The 21,193-nt window shown below is 59.5% G+C and carries 20 protein-coding genes; 9 read left to right on the top strand and 11 right to left on the bottom strand.

What is annotated here, in order from left to right; genetic code table 11:
* Positions 1–70: 70 nt before the first annotated feature.
* The 4 genes from BUE38_RS15660 to BUE38_RS15645 form a co-directional block, all read right to left on the bottom strand.
* The gene (locus BUE38_RS15660; RefSeq protein WP_073436185.1) at positions 71–670 is read right to left on the bottom strand and encodes a helix-turn-helix transcriptional regulator; all 600 of its coding nucleotides are present in this window, start codon (positions 668–670) and stop codon (positions 71–73) included.
* Positions 671–2,098 (bottom strand): HlyD family type I secretion periplasmic adaptor subunit, encoded by a 1,428-nt coding sequence (locus tag BUE38_RS15655; RefSeq protein ID WP_073436184.1) that lies wholly within the window; start codon positions 2,096–2,098, stop codon positions 671–673.
* A complete protein-coding gene (locus BUE38_RS15650; protein ID WP_073436329.1) occupies positions 2,098–4,203 on the bottom strand; it encodes a type I secretion system permease/ATPase in 2,106 nt (701 codons plus the stop codon). The genes BUE38_RS15655 and BUE38_RS15650 overlap by 1 nt, the downstream gene beginning before the upstream one ends.
* 274 nt (positions 4,204–4,477) lie before the next feature.
* Positions 4,478–6,415: a TolC family outer membrane protein gene (locus tag BUE38_RS15645; protein WP_073436183.1), complete on the bottom strand. Its 1,938-nt coding sequence runs from the start codon at positions 6,413–6,415 to the stop codon at positions 4,478–4,480.
* Positions 6,416–6,839: 424 nt separating this feature from the next.
* Here BUE38_RS15645 and BUE38_RS15640 point away from each other — a divergent pair, with 424 nt between their 5' ends.
* The 6 genes from BUE38_RS15640 to BUE38_RS15615 all read left to right on the top strand — a co-directional run bounded on the left by BUE38_RS15640 (position 6,840) and on the right by BUE38_RS15615 (position 12,902).
* Positions 6,840–7,124 (top strand): hypothetical protein, encoded by a 285-nt coding sequence (locus BUE38_RS15640; protein WP_073436182.1) that lies wholly within the window; start codon positions 6,840–6,842, stop codon positions 7,122–7,124.
* A 138-nt stretch (positions 7,125–7,262) separates the two neighbouring features.
* Positions 7,263–8,750 carry a tRNA uracil 4-sulfurtransferase ThiI gene (gene thiI, locus BUE38_RS15635; protein ID WP_073436181.1) on the top strand — a complete coding sequence of 496 codons (1,488 nt, stop codon included), beginning with the start codon at positions 7,263–7,265 and terminating at the stop codon, positions 8,748–8,750.
* Positions 8,751–8,843: 93 nt separating this feature from the next.
* On the top strand, positions 8,844–10,886 hold the full coding sequence (metG, locus tag BUE38_RS15630; protein ID WP_073436180.1) for a methionine--tRNA ligase: 2,043 nt from the start codon (positions 8,844–8,846) through the stop codon (positions 10,884–10,886).
* A gap of 10 nt (positions 10,887–10,896) precedes the next feature.
* A complete protein-coding gene (locus tag BUE38_RS15625) occupies positions 10,897–11,868 on the top strand; it encodes an RnfABCDGE type electron transport complex subunit B (RefSeq protein WP_073436179.1) in 972 nt (323 codons plus the stop codon).
* A gap of 12 nt (positions 11,869–11,880) precedes the next feature.
* Positions 11,881–12,516, top strand: coding sequence for an endonuclease III (nth, locus tag BUE38_RS15620; protein WP_073436178.1), 636 nt, complete (start codon positions 11,881–11,883; stop codon positions 12,514–12,516).
* A 92-nt stretch (positions 12,517–12,608) separates the two neighbouring features.
* Positions 12,609–12,902, top strand: coding sequence for a hypothetical protein (locus BUE38_RS15615; protein WP_073436177.1), 294 nt, complete (start codon positions 12,609–12,611; stop codon positions 12,900–12,902).
* Between the two features lie 268 nt (positions 12,903–13,170).
* Here BUE38_RS15615 and BUE38_RS15610 read toward each other — a convergent pair whose 3' ends face one another.
* The 6 genes from BUE38_RS15610 to BUE38_RS15585 form a co-directional block, all read right to left on the bottom strand.
* A complete protein-coding gene (locus BUE38_RS15610; RefSeq protein ID WP_073436176.1) occupies positions 13,171–13,365 on the bottom strand; it encodes a hypothetical protein in 195 nt (64 codons plus the stop codon).
* A 17-nt stretch (positions 13,366–13,382) separates the two neighbouring features.
* Positions 13,383–14,591, bottom strand: a complete 1,209-nt coding sequence (locus BUE38_RS15605; protein WP_073436175.1) for a YeeE/YedE family protein — start codon at positions 14,589–14,591, stop codon at positions 13,383–13,385.
* An 86-nt stretch (positions 14,592–14,677) separates the two neighbouring features.
* Positions 14,678–15,655, bottom strand: a complete 978-nt coding sequence (locus BUE38_RS15600; protein ID WP_073436174.1) for a sulfurtransferase — start codon at positions 15,653–15,655, stop codon at positions 14,678–14,680.
* 93 nt (positions 15,656–15,748) lie between these two features.
* The gene (locus BUE38_RS15595; protein WP_073436173.1) at positions 15,749–16,423 is read right to left on the bottom strand and encodes a glutathione S-transferase family protein; all 675 of its coding nucleotides are present in this window, start codon (positions 16,421–16,423) and stop codon (positions 15,749–15,751) included.
* A 118-nt stretch (positions 16,424–16,541) separates the two neighbouring features.
* Positions 16,542–16,841, bottom strand: a complete 300-nt coding sequence (locus BUE38_RS15590; RefSeq protein WP_073436172.1) for an HlyU family transcriptional regulator — start codon at positions 16,839–16,841, stop codon at positions 16,542–16,544.
* Positions 16,842–16,919: 78 nt separating this feature from the next.
* Complete coding sequence (locus tag BUE38_RS15585) at positions 16,920–18,137, bottom strand: argininosuccinate synthase (RefSeq protein ID WP_073436171.1); 1,218 nt, start codon at positions 18,135–18,137, stop codon at positions 16,920–16,922.
* A gap of 189 nt (positions 18,138–18,326) precedes the next feature.
* Here BUE38_RS15585 and rnt point away from each other — a divergent pair, with 189 nt between their 5' ends.
* Positions 18,327–18,992, top strand: a complete 666-nt coding sequence (rnt, locus tag BUE38_RS15575) for a ribonuclease T (RefSeq protein WP_073436169.1) — start codon at positions 18,327–18,329, stop codon at positions 18,990–18,992.
* A gap of 108 nt (positions 18,993–19,100) precedes the next feature.
* On the opposite strand, the gene grxD is transcribed toward rnt, so the two are convergent.
* Positions 19,101–19,451, bottom strand: a complete 351-nt coding sequence (gene grxD, locus BUE38_RS15570) for a Grx4 family monothiol glutaredoxin (protein ID WP_073436168.1) — start codon at positions 19,449–19,451, stop codon at positions 19,101–19,103.
* 184 nt (positions 19,452–19,635) lie between these two features.
* On the opposite strand from grxD, the gene argF reads away from it, so the two are divergent.
* Positions 19,636–20,556, top strand: a complete 921-nt coding sequence (gene argF / locus BUE38_RS15565) for an ornithine carbamoyltransferase (protein WP_073436167.1) — start codon at positions 19,636–19,638, stop codon at positions 20,554–20,556.
* Positions 20,557–20,774: 218 nt separating this feature from the next.
* On the top strand, positions 20,775–21,083 hold the full coding sequence (locus tag BUE38_RS15560) for a hypothetical protein (protein WP_073436166.1): 309 nt from the start codon (positions 20,775–20,777) through the stop codon (positions 21,081–21,083).
* Positions 21,084–21,193 lie beyond the last annotated feature (110 nt).

Genomic DNA, 21,193 nt, shown 5'->3' with positions numbered 1-21,193 from the left:
CGAGCAGCACCACCAACGACAAGGCCCCGCTTGTGAGCGGGGCCTTGTCGTTGCATGCCTGAATGACGTGCTACTGATCTCGAGACAGGCGCAGAATCAGCTGCATTCGATCCTTGACGTCCAGCTTGCGAAAGACCGCTCCAAGATGCGCCTTCACAGTGCGCTCGGTGATCCCCAGGTCACGTGCTACAACCTTGTTGCTGCGACCCTCAGCGACCGCCAGGGCTACATCACGCTCACGATCCGTCAACTCGTCCAGTTCCCCACTCCGCATCGAATCAGCGCCTCCAAGGGCCTTGAACACGCCTCCGACGAGGCTGTCCATCAGCTCATGCCATACCCAGAAGCCCTGATTGCGAATCACAATGTCGACCCGACATAGAGTATCCGGCGTCGAGAGAGCATGAACATAGCCTCGCGCTCCGGCGTTGAAAGCCCGATATGCCTCTGCGGAGTGCGGGTTGAACGACATCACCGCTACCAACACTCCAGCGGCACTCAACCTCGAGCACAAACCGACCCAGTCACCCTGCTCCACGACCACCCAGACCAGATCTCCTCGGCAGGACTGCTCTTCGGCCAATTGAGGTGCAACAATCTGTACTTCGGAAAAAGCCTCTCCCCAGCGCGGCATCTCACTACTTCCCTGATAGACAAGAAATCGGCTCATTCAGCGCTCTCCCAACGCGTTGCCCCACGCTCTCAACACCGGTTTAAGCAGGAATTGCATTACGGTGCGCTTCCCCGTCAGGATATCCACCTGAGCGGTCATCCCGGGAATCACATCAAGGTCCTCCACCACCACCTCTTCCGCACTATCCCTGGTTCTCACACGAACCCGATAAAAGGTATCGCCTTCCTCGTTGGTGGTGGTCGACGCGCTGATATGCTCCAACTCTGCCTCCAGTCCGCCGTAGATAGCGAAGTCGTAGGCGGTAAGCTTGATGGTGGCCGGCAACCCCGGTCGCAGGAATGCAATATCCTGAGGCGCGATCCGAGCTTCGACGACAAGGGCATCGTCCGTTGGCACAATCTCGACCACCTCCTGGCCAGGCTGCACAACACCGCCCAACGTATTGAAGGTCAAGCGTTGCACCACACCATCCACTGGTGAACGGATCTCAGCGAGCCGCACTCGATCCTGCAACCCTGAGCTCGACTCGTTGAGTGCAGCCAACTCCCCGAGAGTCGCTGTCAACTCCTGACGCCACTCGGTCCGGGCCTGGGAGTCTACTTCCCTCAGTTCGCCTTCCGCCTCCTGAATGGCCGATTCCAACCGAGCAACCTGAGCCGTCGCTTGGATACGTTCACCACGGGCCCTTGAAACTTCCCGACGCAGACGCAGAATCTCGACTTCAGAGACGGCACCGGATTGTAGCAACGGCTGTGTCATGTTCAGTTCCTGGCTGGCCAGCCCCAACTCACGGCTTGCCGTATCACGCCTCGACACCGCTTCATTGAGCTCCGCCCTACGCTGCTCCAGACGCTCCTGGAGAATCTGGCGCTGTTCATCGAGCGTATCCAGATTGCTGTTATAGAGTTCCCGCTCACGTTCAACGATATGCGGCGCGCGCTGAATGAGGTCCTCGGACGGCATGAACTCGGAATCAGTGGCCAGCGCCCGGAGTCGCTCGGCCTTGGCCTCGAGTGCTTCCGCTTGAACACGATTCTCATTGAAGGTCGAGAGGAAGCGAGTCGGGTCGATACGCATCAGCAACTGCCCAGCTGCTACCTGGTCGCCTTCATCGACAAGAATCTCGTCGACCACCCCTCCGTCGAAGCTCTGCACCCGCTGCAACTGACTCGACGGAATCACGCTACCCACTCCACGGGTCACCTCATCCACAGGTGCCAGGCAAGCCCAGACAATCAGCACAATGATCGCCACCAGCACGGTGTAGAGCATCATGCGAGCCCGCAAGGGATCCTGCTGCATCCTTGCCCAGTCGGTGTCGCTGGCCCAGTCACGACTGAGATGTGCGCCGCTGACCCGGCGAGCAAAGACACGATCGATGAAGGGGCGGAAGACCTTGCCACCGGTGCGTGATACCTTGCCGACGCCTTCGAAGCCACGCTGTTCTGCGCTGTTTTTCGCCATCAGCTGGCCCTCCCGATCTGCCCTTTGCGCAGCGCCTCCATTACGCTGTCACGTTCGCCGTCCGCCACTACCTTCCCGGAATCGACGACCACAATACGATCCACCAGCGACAGCAACGAAGTACGGTGGGTCACCACTACCATCGTCTTGCCGGGGGCATATTCCTCCAGGTTGCGCTTGAAGGCCTCTTCGCTCGAGTGGTCCATGGCACTGGTCGGTTCATCAAGCAACAGGATTGCCGGGTCATGGACGATGGCACGGGCGATCGCCACGGCCTGACGCTGCCCTCCGGACAACATCTGACCACCCTCGCCAACCTGCAGCTCGATCCCCTGAGGATGGCTGGTCACCAGCGACTCGAGCCCACTGATGCGAATGGCGTTCAGCAACATCTCGTCATCGACGCCTTCACTACCACCACCGGCGATGATGTTGTCCTTGAGCGAGCCGTAGAACAGTCGAACATCCTGGGGGACATAACCGATATGGCGCCGTAGCTGCAAGGGATCGAACTGACGTATATCCACTCCGTCGATCAACACCGCTCCGGAAGTCGGCTGATAGAAGCCCAGCAGCAATTTCTGCAGGGTGCTCTTGCCACAGCCCACACGTCCCAGTAGCGCGACCTTCTGCCCCGGCTCCATGGTGATGGAAACCTCCCGCAGACTGTCATTCTCGGCCTCGGGATAGCGGAAACTGACCTTGTCGAAGCGAACTTCACCCTTGACTGCCGGACGATCGAGATAGCCGCTCTCGGAACGCTCTACCGGCATCTCCATGACGCGGTTGAGTGACTCCAGAGCGGTGGCTGACTGGTGATACTGAGCAAGCAGGCCGGCTGCCTGGCTGACCGGTGCGAGAGCACGTGATGACAGCATGTAGGCTGCAATCAGCCCGCCCTGGGTGAGGCTTCCATCGACGATAAGGTAGACGCCAACCAGAATCACACAGACACCAACGGTATGCTGAACCCACTGGGCAAGACTGGTCACCGAGGAGCCCAGAGACTTCAGTTGCGCACCAGTACGAGACAGGAAGGCACTGGCCTGCTCCCAGCTCCCTTGCACACGACTCTCCCCCCGCAGCGCCTTGACCGTTTCCAACTGGGATACTGACTCCACCAGGGTCGCATTACGCTGCGCGCCCACCTTGAGCGTGGTTTCCGACAGGTCATGCAACTTGCCCTGGGCGGCAAGGGCATAGAGCAGAATGAAGATGATGCCAACCACCAGTGGGATCATCAGGGGAGGGCCGATGATACCGATGATCGCCACAAACATGAGGACGAAAGGCAGATCAACCATGGCAATGACCGTAGCCGAACCGATAAAGGAGCGCACCGATTCGAAGGACTGCAACATGGCCACGAAGGACCCCGTGGACTGAGGCCGTGCTTCCATCCGCATCCCCAGTACGCGCGCCATGATACGCGACGACAGCTTGACGTCCGCACGACTTGCCGCAAGGTCAACAAAAGTGGATCGCATCAAGCGCAGCAGGAGGTCAAAGCACAACACCACGAACACACCCGCAGACAACACCCAAAGTGTCTCGGTGGCATGATTGGGCACTACCCGGTCATAGATGTTCAACACGAACAGTGGCATTGCCAGAGCAAACAGGTTGATGGCCACAGAACCGAGAATGACGTCTCGGTACAACCGACGATTCTCACGAATGACGCCCCAGAACCAGTGACGAGAGCTGTCTCGCTTGACGTCGTCACTGCGCGCATCAAATCGAAAACGCGGACGCACATAGATGGCATCGCCACTGTAGCGTTCCTGCAACTCGTCCAGTGGTATCTCTGTATCGGCATGCCCAAGATCCGGAAACACTACCCGAGCTACTCGCTGGTGGACGTCGAGATCCAGAAGTACGCAGGCACGACCCGGCTCCAACAGCAGAACGGTGGGAAACAAGGCGGGATTGAGCCGCACCACGGAAGACTTCACCAGACGTGCCGTCAACCCGGCTCGCTCTGCAGCACGCGGGAAGACCCCAGGCGTCAATGCGCCCTCTTCGAGCGGTAGCCCCGCCGTCAGGGAATCCGCACTGACGTCATGATCATGGACATGCGCAATGGTCAACAAGGCTTCCAGCAGTTCGTCCTTGACCGATGAAGACTTGCCGCCATCATTGTCTGTCTCTTCAGTAGCCGATGATTGGCTGCCATATTGCTCAACATCAGAGTGTTCCACGATTACCTCACTAACTATCAGCCCAGGCATTTCGGAGGATTGATCAAAACCGCGAATCCTCCTGACTCCGATGGTCCAGGTGTTTCATCCCTGCCACCTGCACTATTGAACCGGCATTCAAACCACAGGCTGCCTCAGGGTCTCTCCCGAGGCAGCCGAGCCCCAACAACTCCAGATATCAGGACGTCTTGTCAGACTGCGCCCAGGCAAGCGACAGCGGATCATTGCCCGCTGTACCGATCAGACTCAGGTCCAGGTTCTCTCCGTTACGTTCCAGGGTGATCTCGACTCGGCGGTTCTGACGGCGGCCGTCAGCATTGTCGTTACTGGCCACCGGACTGCGCGAGCCGTAGCCACGTGTTTCTATCATAGCCGGGCTGACTCCCTGGCTGACGAGATACTGCGCAACAGCATCAGCCCGATTGCTTGACAGCGGGTCATTGATGGCATCCGAGCCAGTACTGTCGGCGTGTCCCGCAATGAAGATCCTGTTCAGATCGTCACGTCCGCGAATACGTGCCACCAGCGCATCCAACTCACCGCGCGCCGCTGGATTCAGCTCATAACTGCCGACCGCAAACAACGTATCTGCCGACAACACCACATCCGGTGCTCGCGTATTGTCATTGGTCAGCTCATCGATAGTGTAGGAACGCGCCCCCACCGCCGGGCAGGTAATATCCGAGGTCACCTCGACACCATTGCTGCCTAGGTCGGCCAGACTCGGTAGCCCTTCCCTGCGAACATCAAGCACCTCAAGGAGATCCCCCATGGCTGCCAGTGTTCTTGTATCGGCCAGTGCTACATCAAACAAAGCATTACGATAGGCACGACTGGCCTCAAAATGCTCATTCTCCATATCCAGCAGATCAAGCAGTGTCCGCTGACCTATATCGAACTGCTGCTTGTAGGCAGCGAGCACACGATCCGTTGTCAGGCGATGCTCATTGAGGTACTCGAGCTGGGCCCGCAGACGCTGGGTGTCGTTGAAGGCGATCGAAGTGGTCTGGCGGATGTCGACACAGGCCTTGTCGCGCAGATTGACAGCCTGCTCCACACGCTCGCTGGCAGCTCGGAAGGATGCCAGATCACTACCGCCACGATAGAGGTTCATGCTGGCCACCAACTCGATGCTGCTGCGGTCCTCGTGGGACTCCGGCTCACTACCTGGAGGGGTGTCGGCATTATCGCCATCACGATAGGTTCCGGCTCTCCCCACCAGATCGAGTCGAGGCTGAAAGGCAGCCCTGGTCCCGTCACGCGCAGCACGGGATGACTCAATATTCGCGATCGCCGCATGAAAATCCGGATTCCCTTCATAGGCCAATCGCAGTGCTTCGCTGACATCAGCAGGTAGTCTTTCGGCAAAGGTCGGCGCCTCCGCCAGCGACTCAGGAGGCAATTCACCCACCAGGCGCTGGAAACGTGCCGAGACATCGTGCAGATTGGAAGCTTCGGTGATCAGGTTGGACTCGGCCAGCGCCAGGCGCCCGGCTATCTGCTCGAGATCAACTCGTCGGCCCGCACCGGAAAGAGCGCGCGCCTCGATCTGATAGAAAACGTCCAGGTGCCGCTGGTAATTCACTCGCGCCAGACCGACCAGAATGCGATAGCGCTGTACATCAAGGTAGGCTCGAGTGGCCTCCAGTGCCGCGTTCTGACTGGCACCCAGCAACTCGTAAAAACGCACCAACTCTGCGTAATTGAGTCGCTCTACCTCATTGGCGGTGGCAAAGCCGTCATAAAGCATCTGCGTCAACGACACTTCGGCGTAGTCGGTGTCATAGCTACCGACACCATCGTTCTCACGATCCTCGAGCCCCACGCCGCCAGTGATATCGACCTGCGGCAGAAAGCCGCCAAAAGCGACACGCTCATCGTATCCAGCAGCCTGCAAGCCATTCCATGCCGCCAGCACTTCGGGGTTGGTATTGATGGTCTGCTCAACGACATCGCGCAGCGTTGTGGCGCCCGGTGATGCGGTCCCCTCAGGTAGGCTGCCCTGCGCCTGCATTTGCGCCTGGGCCACCGCCACCGTCATCAATGACCCCAGTGCCACCGCGACGGCAACAGGCTTCAGGCCTGCATACCTTGATCCTTGCGGTTCAGGTTTCATACTGAACTCCCTTGTATATTAATCATTACCGGTATGGGGCTACATACTTCTTTGAAGCTAGACTCGAGCCCTCGAATCAACAACTCCCGGAAGGCCATCCCGGGCTGTTCGCCTCGACTCAAGTGGTTCTGGCCAAGTGGCTCTGGCGGAAAATCTGATCGCACCTTCAACAGGTATCGAACAACGCTGCACAAAAGTGACTGCCCCACTCCTGCCTTGCACAATCCTGACACACAACATCACGTTCGGTAACATCAAACAACACAGCTTTTGTGCATATTGCGCGAATGAGAACAAATTCATTAGCTGAACTCATTCTTTAGAACCAGCCAGCGCTGTCTAATTCACCCTCATGCTCACGGCTCGGCGGTGAAACATGCTATGGTTGCCGAATTCATCGGCACGGCCATTGGGAATCACACAGATGTCTTCTTCCGAGATCCAGAAAACCCGAATCATCAATGAGCTATCAGGGTTCATAAAGAAACTGCTGCAGGATCCGAGCGTCCTCGAGACCTCACTGGATATCGCTCGTCGGCACCTTGCCAGCAACAGCAGCGATGCCGATGTACTGGCTGCCATCGCCAACGAGATTTCCGATACCACCAGCATCCACATTCCGGACAGCCCGGAGAACCATTCCGAAGCAGATCGCCTATTTCTCGAGTTGCTCAAGGAGGTCATCCATGAGGAACAGGCCCTCTACTGAGTTCTGCCGGCCCGTCAGCGGCAAGCAGCCATCGGTCCGGCTATAGTCTTTCCCCGCAGTATTGCAGCACCCTCTGCTCTGACCGATCTCTCACGGATCGGTCGGTTGCGTCATTTCACCAGCCAATAAATCCTATCGATGCTCTACCACCTCACCTTGTCTGCGGACACCACCATCAAGTCGCCCTCTGTTCGTCGTCACCTGGGCAAGATCCTTTCGACCAACCTTCGAAATGCCCTACGCCGTATCGAACCCGAGGCAAAAGTGCGGGCGGAGTGGGATCAACTCTGGATTCGTCTGCCGGATGGGCTCGATACCGATACTACCGAGCGACTTGAACTATGCATGGCACGCACTCCGGGCATTCATCTGGTGGCCCGTGTGGAGCAGTCTTCCTTCATCGACCTCGACGACCTGGCACAACAGGTGGTAGCGCGCTGGGCGGCGCGAGTCGAAGGTCAGCAGTTCCGAGTCAGCGCCCGGCGCCGCGGCACACATGACTTCAACTCACAGCAGGCAGAACGTCACATCGGCGGCGCCCTGCTTGATGCGACCGAAGGAGCCAGCGTCAATCTGCAGCACCCCCGTATCGACGTGCGCCTGCGCATTGAAGGCGATCAATTGCTGCACCACATCACCGAACGCCCTGGGGTTGGAGGCTATCCGCTGGGCAGCCAGGGCCAGGCATTGGTGCTGATGTCCGGAGGGTACGATTCCCCTGTCGCCGCCTGGAAAATGATGCGCCGGGGGGTAAAGTGTCACTTCGTACTTTTCCGCTTCGCCGGAGACGAGCAGCTTCAGGCTGTTCATCGAATCACCCACCACCTCTGGCAGCAGCATGGCAGCTCCCACCAGGTTTCGTTCACCAGCGTACCGTTCGAGGAGATCATCGACGCTATCCGCCAGCACGTCGATGAAGGACTGACCGGCGTGGTGCTCAAGCGCATGATGATTCGAGCCGCCACTCGGGTCGCCCATCGAGCTCGCGTTTCCGTGCTCGTCACCGGTGAAGCCATTGCCCAGGTATCCAGTCAGACGTTGCACAACCTTGCCCTGATCGACAATGCCACGCACCTGCCGATCCTGCGGCCAGTACTGGCTGACAACAAGCAGGACATCATCGACATCGCGCGGCAGATCGATACCGCCGAGCTATCGGCCAGCATGCCCGAATACTGTGGTACCGTGTCGCAAAAGCCTCATATCAAGGCGTGCCGGGAGGCCGTCACCGAAGCTGAGACCAGGCTGGACATGGATGCCCTGATCCACGCCGCCATCAGCAGAGCCTGGAGTGGCAAACTGGGACGCGACGCACCATCAGTCCCTCGTGAGACGATTGCCAGCGTGTCACTGGAGAACCTCACGGCGACATCCGCGAGGAATACGACCATCATCGATGTACGCGCGCCGGATGAGGTCGACGCTCGTCCATTGCCACAGAGTCATGTGGAGATACTGCAGATTCCCTTCTACGAACTGCAGAGCAGAGCCGAGGAACTGAGCCCCGACCGCCACTACCTGTTGTATTGTGAACAGGGCACCATGAGCCGCCTGCAGGCTCTACACCTCCGTGACCGCGGCATTCATGACGTCGCCATACTGGCACCTCTTTCCCGCCAGCACTGAAACACCACCGCCGGATGCCTCCCGGCAGATGCACTGGGCAGGCATCCTGGCTACAATCGTCGCCTGATTTTCAACGGGATAATCCTTACCACCATGTCCAATATCGCTCCCGCCGCGCGCAAGATCCTGGTTACCAGCGCCCTGCCCTATGCCAATGGTGCCATCCACCTGGGTCATCTGCTGGAATACGTGCAGACCGATATCTGGGTGCGCTTCCAGAAGAGTCGCGGCCACCAGTGCCATTACGTGTGTGCCGACGATGCCCACGGCACCGCGATCATGCTGCGCGCGGAGCAGGAAGGCATTACCCCGGAAGAACTGATTGATCGCGTGTCTCGCGAGCATCAGCAGGACTTCGCGCGCTTCGGTGTGGCGTTCGACAACTATCACTCGACACACTCCGACGAGAACCGCTATTTCAGCGAGTTGATCTATACCCGTCTGCGCGATGGCGGCCACATTGCCACCCGTGATATCGAGCAGATGTATGATCCGGTCAAGGGCCTGTTCCTCGCCGACCGTTTCATCAAGGGCACCTGCCCCAAGTGCCGTACCGACGACCAGTATGGCGACAACTGTGAAGCCTGTGGTGCCACCTATACACCGGCCGACCTCATCGACCCGGTGTCGGCGATTTCCGGTGCCACCCCCGAGGTGCGCAGTTCAACCCACTACTTCTTCAAGTTGCCGGACTTTGCCGAGTTCCTGCAGAGCTGGATCAATGACGACCATGTCCAGCCACAGATCCGCAACAAACTGATGGAGTGGTTCGAGTCCGGCTTCAATGAGTGGGACATCTCCCGTGATGCCCCCTACTTCGGCTTCGAGATACCCGACGCTCCAGGCAAGTACTTCTATGTCTGGCTGGACGCGCCGATCGGTTACCTGGCCAGTTTCCGCAACCTCTGCGAGCGCGAAGGCATCGACTTCGACAGCTACTGGAAGCCCGACTCCGACGCCGAGGTCTACCACTTCATCGGCAAGGACATCGTCTACTTCCACGCATTGTTCTGGCCGGCCATGCTCCACGGTGCCAACCTGCGCACGCCCACGGCGGTCAATTGCCACGGCTTCCTGACCGTCAACGGCGCCAAGATGTCCAAGTCCCGCGGCACCTTCATCAAGGCCGCGACTTACGCCGAGCATCTCAATCCCGAGTACCTGCGCTACTACTTTGCCGCCAAGTTGGCCTCGCGGGTCGATGACCTCGACCTCAACCTCGAGGACTTTGCCCTGCGCGTCAATTCCGACCTGGTGGGCAAGGTCGTCAATATCGCCAGCCGCTGCGCAGGTTTCATCAATAAGCTCGCCGATGGTCAACTGTCCGCCCATTGCAGCGAACCGGAGCTGCAAGCACGTTTCATTGCCGCTGGCGACGAGATCGCCGAGTTCTACGAGAACCGTGAATTCGCCCGCGCCATGCGTCTGATCATGGAGCTGGCCGATGAAGCCAACACCTATATCGCCGACAAGGCGCCATGGGCGTTGGCCAAGCAGGAAGGCCAGCAGCAGCAGGTCATCGATATCTGCTCGGTGGGGATCAACCTGTTCCGTCAGTTGATGGTCTATCTGGCGCCGGTGGTACCGGCTATGGCCGAACAGGCCCGCAGTTTCCTGCAGCTCGAATCCCTCGACTGGGCAAGCCGCGAGCAGTGGCTGCTCGGCCATCCGGTTACACGCTTCAAGCCGCTGATGACCCGTGTGGAAAGTGATCGTATCGATGCCATGATCGAGGCATCGAAGGAGGACCTGGTGGAAGAACAGAAGCTCAAGCAGAAGGCCGCTGGCCCGCTGGCGGATGATCCGATCGGCGAACAGATCAACTTCGACGACTTTTCTCGCGTTGATCTACGTATTGCCGAGATCGTCAGTGCCGAGTACGTCGAAGGAGCCGACAAACTGCTGCGCCTGCAGCTCGACCTGGGTGGCGAACAGCGTCAGATATTTGCCGGTATCCGCAAGGCCTATGCACCGGAAGCCCTGGTCGGCAAACTCACCGTCATGGTCGCCAATCTGGCCCCGCGCAAGATGCGTTTCGGTGTGTCCGAAGGCATGGTGCTGGCCGCCGGCGACAACGACGGCATCTACCTGCTCGAGCCGCATAGCGGTGCCAAGCCGGGCCAGCGAGTGAGCTGAACCGATCATAATGCGTCAGCCTGCTCTGATCGATGCCATTGACGCCGCCTTGCCGCAGACCCAATGCGGCAAGTGCGGCCAGGACGGCTGTCGCCCCTATGCCGAGGCCGTGGCGGCTGGTGAGCCCATCAACCGCTGCCCACCCGGTGGCGACGCGACGGTAGTGCGTCTCGCCGAGCTGACTGGCCGTCCGGTGCAACCACTGGAGCAACCGGCACAGTCGCCGCTGACCGCATGGATTCGTGAAGACGAATGCATCGGCTGCACCAAATGTATCCAGGCCTGCCCGGTCGATGCCATTCTGGGCGCCGCCAAACAGATGCATACCGTCATTACCTCAGAGTGCACCGGCTGTGAGCTCTGTGTCGCGCCCTGCCCCGTGGATTGCATTGATCTGCTGCCGCATCCTGGCTGGCAAGCCACCACCAGCGACATTGAACGTCAGGCCTGGCTGGATGAGCGTGCCGACAACGGCCGCAAGCGCTTCACCGCTCGCAACCAGCGTCTGGTCCACGAGGCCGAGGAGCGTCGCCAGCGACGTGCCGAACGTCAAGCCCAGCGCCAACCACCTGCGCCCCGTCCCGTCGCCAGCAAACCCGATGGCGAGAGCGTCGTGTCCTCCAGCCGTCTACGGACCAAAGCGGTCAGCTTGCGCGCCAGACTCAAGCAGTTGACTCGCAAACAGCAGCGTGACGAACTCAGTGATGTCCAGCGCGCCGAGCTACAGCAACAGGCCAGTGAACTGCAGTCACGCCTGGCCGAGATCGAACGCCAACTGGGCGCTGCGCCGGAAAACCACCCCGACCACGCCGAACAACAACGGCGATTCGCCATCAACGCCGCCGAACAGGCCAGACGCCGTGCTCGACAGCAAATCGCCCACGCCGAGCGCCAGCAGGATCAGCAGGCCATCGATGACGCCCATCACCAACTCGAACAGGCCGAGCGCATGCTGGCGGAAGCTCGTGCCCACTCATCCTGACTCAGGCCCAACATGAACGCCCAGAAACGCCATGAGATCTTCTCCCGGCTGCGGGAGCACAACCCAGAGCCGACGACAGAGCTGAACTGGTCCACTCCCTTCGAACTGTTGGCCGCGGTGCTGCTATCGGCACAAGCGACCGACGTTGGCGTCAACAAGGCTACGGCGAAACTGTTTCCCGTGGCCAATACGCCCCAGGCGATCATTGACCTGGGCATCGACGGACTCAAGACACACATCAAGACCATCGGTCTGTTCAATACCAAGGCCGAAAACCTGATGAAGACCTGTCATCTGCTGATTTCCTGCCACGGCGGTGAAGTCCCGCAGACTCGTCAGGAGCTGGAGGCCCTTCCCGGTGTCGGTCGCAAGACCGCCAATGTGATCCTCAACACAGCATTCGGCCAGCCAACCATTGCCGTGGACACCCATATCTTCCGGGTGTCCAATCGCACAGGTATCGCCAAAGGCAAGGATGTGGTCGAGGTCGAGAACAAGCTGATGCGTCACGTACCGAAGGAGTTCCGTCAGGATGCCCACCACTGGCTGATCCTGCACGGCCGCTACACCTGCGTGGCCCGCAAGCCACGCTGTGGCAGTTGCGTGATAGAGGACCTGTGTGAGTACAAGGACAAGGTTGAGCTCTAGAGCGGCAGGACGGTCGCCCAGACCAAAGTGGTAGCGTCATTGCCGCCCCAACTCAGTAGGCTATCGGAAACCCTTCGCATGAGCGGCAACTGATGCAGGATGTGCTTCGTGAACTCTGGCTCCCGCTGGCCATGGCAGTCAGCTTCGGCGCCTTCACCGGCTCGCTGTTTCGCCTCAGCCGACGCCCAGGCAGCGAACGGCCTCTGATGTTCCCGGTCCTGGGGCTGCTCGGTGGCCTCACCGCCTTCATGATCCACCGGGTGCTGGTATGGACAGTGGGCGCACCGGACTGGCTACTGCCGGTATTGGTCGTGTTGCAGGTATGGCTATGGCTTGGCCCGCTGGGGCCGAAGATACCGCAGCGCAGGTCTCAGAAGGAGCCGTAAGCGACGAGCCGCGAGTGCCGAGTTGTCCCATGAACCCAGCCTCGAGACGCGAGCTTCGAGCCAGCCATGTTCGTTCCAGACAAACAAACGCACTACCCACATCCCTGTGGGTCGCGAGCAGCTCAGCGCCAAACCGGCAATTCCGTACACTTCTTTGGGGTTCAAGCTCGAGCGTAGCGTCCTCGAAGCTCGATACTCGCGGCTGGATCCATGCTCGAGCGTAGCGTACTCATAGCTCGCGACTCGGTGCTCGCATCTCCCCCCTCGCTCATTCCCTCGTTGACGGACAAGGCGCGCCACAGGGTGCACAGGCCGAAGCATCACGTTGATTGAGCGCCGTTCTGGCATGTCCATCGCCCATGTTGAAGGCAAAGGTAGGACTCGCCAGATGATCGGCCAGAATCAACACCAGTACCGCAACCAGGAAGGCGATTACGCGATAACGTTTGTAGGCAGCTTGCATCTCGGTCTCCTCCTTGCTCAATTGGGCAGACGGAACATCGGCCGCAATCGAATGCCGATCAGAGAGCCGACAAAGGCACAGCCAAACCATACCCATGCATGCAGGCTACCCGACGCCAGCCCCGAGAACAGTGCGCCGATATTGCAGCCAAAACCCAGCCGCGCGCCATAACCCAGCAACAGACCACCGATGATGGCCGCCAGAAACTGTCGGCCTTCAGGTCGCTTGCGACTGGCTTCATTGAAGCGATTGGCCATTCCTGCCGCCCACATGGCCCCCAGCAGCAAGCCAAAGTTCATCACCGACGTGATATTGACCAGCACCGAATCAGCCAAAGCCATGGCAGGATAGTCCCAAGTCCAGAACTCGAACTGGCTCATGTCCACACCGATGGCCTGCAGCGCCTTGGCTCCCCATAGATTGAAGGCAAAGGTGATGCCCCAGGGGGCACCGCCAATGGCCAACGTCAACGCATTGCCGATCGCCAGCACCAGAATCGCCCAGGCAAAGGGCCAGCGACCGGTCAACAGAGTGCGCCACCAGCCTCCCTGCGCTGGGGCGAGCCGCAGCTCTCCCCGCTGAATATCACCGTGAGCTCGACGCTCGATCCGGTTGACCCACAACATGACCAGCCCCAGTCCGGCCCACTGGATGGCAATGGCGCCGGGCACGCCGGCAAGCTGGATCAGACTCACCGGATCCATGGAGGGCAAGTCCAGCCACCAGGGCAGATGAATGGACCCCACCACGGCTCCGATAATGAAGAACAGCAGGGTCACCAGCATACGAATATTTCCGGCTCCTACGGTAAACAACGTACCCGAGCCGCAGCCGCCCCCTAGTTGCATGCCGACCCCGAACAGGAAGGAGCCCACCACCAGCGACACGCCGATCGGAGCCACTGCACCGACCAGACCAGGCTGGCCACTGCCGAGCAACGGAATCATGATCAGCGAGGCCAGCGCGAACAACAGCAACTGCGCACGCATACCGGCACCACGCCTTGTGGTCACCAGGTTTCGCCAGCCCGCGGTGAAGCCAAAGGCGCCGTGATACAGCGCCACACCAAGTACCACACCAACAGCAAACAGCGCTACCAGAAAAGGCGCCGTTTCGAGCCAAACCAGGCCGCCCACCAGCAACATCCCGGCCAATGCCAGGCCTACCACGAATCCATCCACCCTCGGTCGTTGCGAACCGAGCGTCGCAGCCGCTACCTCACTCATCACCAATCTCGTCAACAGGGGAAAACCAGGGGCGCCTCGCCTTCAGCTCGGCACCCGAACTACCACCAATGCATCTGGCTCCGGCGTCAGCCTTCGTTGTCGTCGCCGATCCCCAGTGCATCCAGCACCTTACCCAGCCCACGCTTGGCGACCTGAATCGGCCTGGACTCATCCTGGCTCCACTCAGCCATGGAACCATCATAGAGCGCCACGTCCTCGAAGCCAGCAATCTGACTCAGCACGAACCAATCCGTTGCCGCCCAGTGGCCGGTATTGCAGAACGATACCATCGGAGTATCACCACTCAACTCCGCGGCCTGCAGACGCGCGCTCACTTCGGCAGTATCCAGATGCCATGCGCCTTGATCGTCATGCAGGAACTGCTCATAGGGCAGGTTCAGCGAACCGGGAATGGTGCCGGGAGCGGCCGTGGCTGGAGACTGAGTGTCACCACTGAAGAAGCCCTCCGGACGCGCATCCACCAACTGCACTCGAGACTCTCCAGCGGCCTCGACTTCATCAGTGGTAGCCAGTAACGAGTCATCGAGCTCAGCTGCGAAACGTGCCGGATCCGGATACCGCGCCTCGCCACTAGCGACCTCGAGCCCCGCTTCCTTCCAACCAACAAGTCCACCATCGAGGATGGTTACCTCGTCATGGCTGAGTACCTTGAAGGTCCAGAACACCCGAGCGGCACTGCCGAAATCCGTCGCGCCAGTGCCGGCCGGCACAATCACCACGGTATCGTCATTGGTGATGCCCAGCCCTCCGATCAGACGTTCGAGGCTGGCGACCGGTGGCATCATGCCCTGCACGCCATCGCGGGTTTCGCGCCAGCCGTCTTCGGTATAGCTGGAGTAGATACTGCCGGGGATATGAGCCTTCTCGAAACTCGAGCGATCTCCCCCGTTATCGACACTGGAGCGAATATCGAGCACGACAAGATTGTCATCCTGAAGGTGTTCATCGAGCCACTGGGGGCTTACGAGAGGCTCGACCTCAACGGCATAGGCCGAACCTGTGGCCACCAGCAGGGCTATCGTGGAGATTAGCCGATACATCATTTCTGACCTCTTGATCGTATGGTGTCTGGTAGGTTCATGGTGTTGCAGCGTCATGAGGAAAACGTCGATGACAGGCTCCGCAACCCCGGCAAATCAGAGTGTCAGGTCACCGACCTTCTCCAGAGTCCGACGGTAGGCATCTCGATCCCTGACACGCTGCAGAAAGTCCTCCAGTCGCGGACACCCCTCCAGGCCCGCACGACTGGCCAACGCCATCAGTGGGAAGCTCATCTGGATATCCGCAGCACTGAAGGCATTCCCCGAGAACCACTGGCGATCAGCCAGGCTATCCTCCCAGAACTGGCGCAACCGAGAGATTTCCGGGCCCAGATAGCGTTGACGAACTCCGGCCGCGAAACGGCGCCCCAACGGGCGTAACCACCAGGGCACGGGTGACTTGCCGAGACGAGAAAACACCAGAGACATCACCAGCGGTGGCATAGCGGACGCCTCGGCATGATGCAGCCAGAAAAGGTAGTCCTGGCGATCTTCATGACCGGGATCTGGCGATAGCCGGAAATCACCGTCATGGCGCTCCAGGAGGTATTCGATGATGGTGCCGCTCTCCGCCACCACTCGCCCGCCGGCATCTTCATCGACGATGAGAGGCGACTTACCCAAAGGATGGAGGCGTTTCAAGGTATCAGGCGCCAGCATGGTTCTCGGGTCACGGCGGTGAAACTCGATATCGTAATCGACCTCAAGTTCCTCGAGTAACCAGACGATGCGCTGGGAGCGAGAATTCTCGAGGTGATGCAGTCGAATCATGGCGTCCATCCTCTTCAGGCAAGCCAGGAGTCAATTCCGGCAGCCTGGATCCATTATCACACAAAGCTCTGTCACCAAACCCAGTCACCAAACCCTGCCGAGCTACCACTGCACGTCATCAGTGAGAGGCAAACATCTCTTCGCCCATTTCGTCGATGAAGCGCTGGGCCTTCTGAATCATCAACGCATCACAGGCCTCCCTTGATGGGCACAGGTCCGAGCGCTCGAAACGGAATTCCCGATCGTCGCCGTCGGCTGCCGGCTTGCGAATCACACCGCTGACACGATACTGCCCACCCTGAGACTCCGGCTGCGAAACAATCAGGTACTCGCGATACTCGACAGCCTCTGCGGCTACTACTTGATCAGGCTTCCTGTCACCCGACTGGAACAGGCCTCCCAACAGTTTCCTGAGCATTGCTGTCTCCCCTGCAAAAGCAAACCGGGGCACTATTGCCCCGGTTGAATACTAGACTCCGATTGGCCAGGGCGTCGATCAATCCTGACGGCGACCCTTGCCGGCCGCAATCCTCAAGCGCAGGGCGTTGAGGCGGATGAAGCCCTCAGCATCCTTCTGATCGTAGGCGCCCTTGTCGTCCTCGAATGTCGCGATGGACTCATCGAACAGCGACTGGTCGGAGCGACGGCCCGCCACAGTGGCGTTACCCTTGTAGAGTTTCATGCGCACCACGCCGGAGACGTTGCGCTGGGTCTCGTCAATGGCCGCCTGCAGCATGCGACGCTCGGGACTCCACCAGTAACCGTTGTAGATGACCTTGGCGTACTTCGGCATCAGCTCATCCTTCAGGTGAGCCTCCTCACGGTCCAGAGTGAGCGATTCGATGGCGCGGTGGGCACGCAACATGATGGTGCCGCCAGGAGTCTCGTAGCAGCCACGGGACTTCATCCCGACATAGCGGTTCTCGACGATATCGAGACGACCGATGCCGTTGTCGCCGCCCAGCTTGTTGAGTTTCTCCAGTACCTCATGGGGCTTCATCGGCACACCATCGATGGCCACGATGTCGCCACGCTCATAGGTCAGCTCGATGTAGGTCGGGGTATCCGGCGCCTGCTCAGGCGAGACACTCCAGCGCCACATGTCGTCTTCAGCTTCGGCCCAGGGATCCTCGAGAATGCCACCCTCGTAGGAGATGTGCAGCAGGTTGGCGTCCATGGAGTACGGAGACTTCTTCTTCTTGTTGAAGTCCACCGGGATATCGTGCTGCTGGCAGTAGGCCATCAGTTTTTCACGGGAATTCAGATCCCACTCACGCCAGGGAGCAATAACCTTGACGCCCGGCTTGAGCGCGTAGGCACCCAGCTCGAACCGCACCTGATCATTGCCCTTGCCGGTGGCGCCATGGGAGATGGCATCAGCACCGGTCTGGTTGGCAATCTCGATGAGACGACGGGCGATCAACGGACGGGCAATGGAGGTGCCGAGCAGGTACTCGCCTTCATAGATGGTGTTGGCACGGAACATCGGGAAGACGTAATCACGAACGAACTCCTCGCGCAGATCCTCGATGTAGATTTCCTTCACGCCCAGTGCTTCCGCCTTGGCGCGCGCCGGCTCCACCTCTTCCCCCTGGCCGATGTCGGCAGTGAAGGTCACCACCTCACAGTTGTAGGTTTCCTGCAACCACTTGACGATGACGGACGTGTCCAGGCCGCCGGAATAGGCGAGCACGACCTTCTTGACATCGGACATGCTGGGGGCTCCTTTATTCGAACAACAGTTGACTGACGCGCCGAGCGCCATTAGGCCGCCGATTATAGCGCGCCTGTTGCAGCGCGAATACCGGTTAGCGGTTACGGGACGTGAGTTGTCCAAGCTGCTAGACTTGCGCCGTTTGAGTCTGGAGTTACCAGACGAGCCCAGTAGATGAAGGAGAAGTTCATGAGCGAGCTGATTGCCCGCGAACTCATGGCTCAGCGTTTTCGCAGTTTTCTGCCGGTGGTAGTGGATATCGAAACAGGCGGGTTCAACCCCGAACAGGACGCCATTCTCGAGATCGCTGCGGTGACGCTGACCATGGATCCCGAGGGCAATCTGCTGCCCGATGCCACCCATGCGTACCATATCAAGCCGTTCGAGGGAGCCAACATCGAGCAGTCGGCCCTCGACTTCACCGGCATTCGGCTCAATGACCCGCTACGCCAGCAGGTAGCGGTCAGCGAATCCGAAGCCCTCGGCGAGATATTTCGCCCGGTACGCAAGTCGATCAAGGCGCATGGTTGTACCCGTGCCATTCTCGTGGGACACAATGCAGCCTTCGATCACGGCTTCCTCAATGCAGCAGTGAACCGCTGTGATATCAAGCGCAACCCCTTCCACCCCTTTTCGAGCTTCGATACCGCATCACTCGCCGGCCTGATATATGGTCAGACGGTGCTGGCACGGGCATGTCGGGCGGCGGGTATCGAGTTCGACAACAGCTCGGCCCACTCGGCACGCTACGATACCGAGCGTACCGCTGAGCTGTTCTGCGCCATGGTCAATCGTTACAAGGACCTTGGCGGATGGCGACTGGCACAGCAGGAACAGGGACTCGACGAGGACTGACCTTCCCGGACACAGAAGCTATACGTAGAGAGCCCCGAGGCAGTCCTGCTCCCCGGGGCTCTCTGTATCCGTTCCACCTCTGTCTTCTTTCCAGTAAGGCTGAAGCCCTTACTGGCCCGGGTTTTCCTCGTTCTGGCCAGCCCGCTCGGCGGCCTGCTTGATCAACGGCTCGAGTTCGCCGCTGTTGTGCATCTCGACGACGATGTCGCAGCCACCGACCAGCTCACCTTCCACCCACAACTGTGGGAAGGTCGGCCAGTTGGCGTATTTCGGCAGTTCAGCACGAATGTCCGGGTTGTCCAGCACGTTGACGAAAGCGAAGCGCTCACCACAGGCCATCAGCGCCTGCACGGTCTGAGCGGAGAAACCACACTGCGGCAGCTGTGGGGATCCCTTCATGTAGATCAGGATCGGGTTCTCGCTGATCTGGCGCTGGATGTTCTCTAGAGTGGTGCTCATTACGGCTCCTGAATGCGTTTGGTGCAGTAAGTCGGGCAAACACGATGCGGGCACACAAGCACAATTTCAATGCTCGGCGTGAAATGACCGTGATTCCTTACCCTATTCTATGATGCCTATCCAGATTGCGCATCCACTCCTCCCTCCTCTAGGATGGTCGTTTTTTCCTCGTTGGAGAGTCGCCATGGCTGCCCGCCATTTCCTGACCCTGCTGGACCTCGACCAGGATGAGTTGCGTTACCTCATCCAGCGCGCCATCACCATCAAGAATGGTCTGCGTGAGCATGGTCCGACCTATACCCCCTTTGCCAATCGCACCATGGCGATGATCTTCGAGAAATCTTCCACGCGTACGCGTGTCTCCTTCGAGACCGCCATGGCGCATTTCGGCGGGCACGCGTTGTTCCTGTCGCCACGTGACACTCAGTTGGGTCGCGGCGAGCCGATTGGCGACACCGCCCGTGTGCTCTCGGAGATGGTCGATGCGGTGATGATCCGGACCTTTTCCCATTCCGGACTGGAAGAATTCGCCGCCGCCAGCTCGGTACCGGTCATCAACGCCCTGACCGACGACTACCACCCCTGCCAGTTACTCGCCGACGTCATGACCTGGACTGAGCTGCGCGGCTCCGTACAGGGTCGTACCGCGGTGTGGATCGGTGACGGCAACAATATGTGTCATTCCTGGATCAACGCCGCTCGTCAGTTCGACTTCCAACTGCGCATCTGCTGTCCGGAAGGCTATGATCCCCGCGAAGACATCCTCACTGCCGCTGGCGATCGAGTGACCATCGTTCGTGACCCCATGCAGGCGGTACAGGACGCCGACCTGGTCACCACGGATGTCTGGGCTTCCATGGGTCAGGAAGAGGAACAGGCGCGCCGCGAGGCCGACTTTGCTCGCTTCCAGGTGACCGAAGCCATGCTCGACAAGGCGAAGGAAGATGTCCTCTTCCTGCACTGTCTGCCCGCTCACCGGGGCGAGGAAATCAGCGAGACACTCCTCGACGATCCGCGTGCCGTGGTTTGGCAGGAAGCCGGTAACCGCCTGCACGCCCAGAAGGCACTGATCGAATTTCTACTGATTGGCCAGGTCCACCACTGACAGACAGGCACTCCGTAGCTCCTGGCTCCTGGCTCGTGCCCCACAGGGACGTGGGAAGTGCACATGTTCGTCGGGAACGAACATGTGCCAGCTCGTAGCTCGTAGCTCGTAGCTCGTAGCTCGTAGCTCGTAGCTCGTAGCTCGCAGAACACTAGACCTTGGTCTAATACCCTGCGAGCCTTATACTGGACTCATCGTCTTCTGATGAGCCCTCTTTCATGTCCACTCCCGTCGATCGCAACATCGCAGCTCAATCAGCGGATACCGATATCCGCATCGACCTGGCCGCCATGGCCCAGGCCTTGTATCGCTGCGGTGGTGTCCTGGAAACCCTGACCGACAGCAATCGTGGTCTGGACGCCGACACCCTCGACCAGCTTACCGACAGCCGCGAAACCTCCGCCCGCCTGCGCCGCCTGCTGAACAACGGCGCCGCCCGGTACAACGACAAGGGCCGCCTGATCGTCACCAACACAGGACGCCGACTGGTATTCGATATGTTTGGTGTGGGCGCCACAGACGTTTGACCCAGAGCAGCTGAAAGTCGCGAGCTTCGAGCAGTACGGTGCCGCACCCTGGATTACAAGCAAGAGCCGGGGTTCGGGGTTCGGGGTTCGGGGTTCGGGGTTCGGGGTTC

It is taken from the genome of Halomonas cupida (assembly GCF_900142755.1).
Taxonomy (GTDB): domain Bacteria; phylum Pseudomonadota; class Gammaproteobacteria; order Pseudomonadales; family Halomonadaceae; genus Halomonas; species Halomonas cupida.
This window is presented reverse-complemented; position numbering and strand designations above follow the sequence as displayed.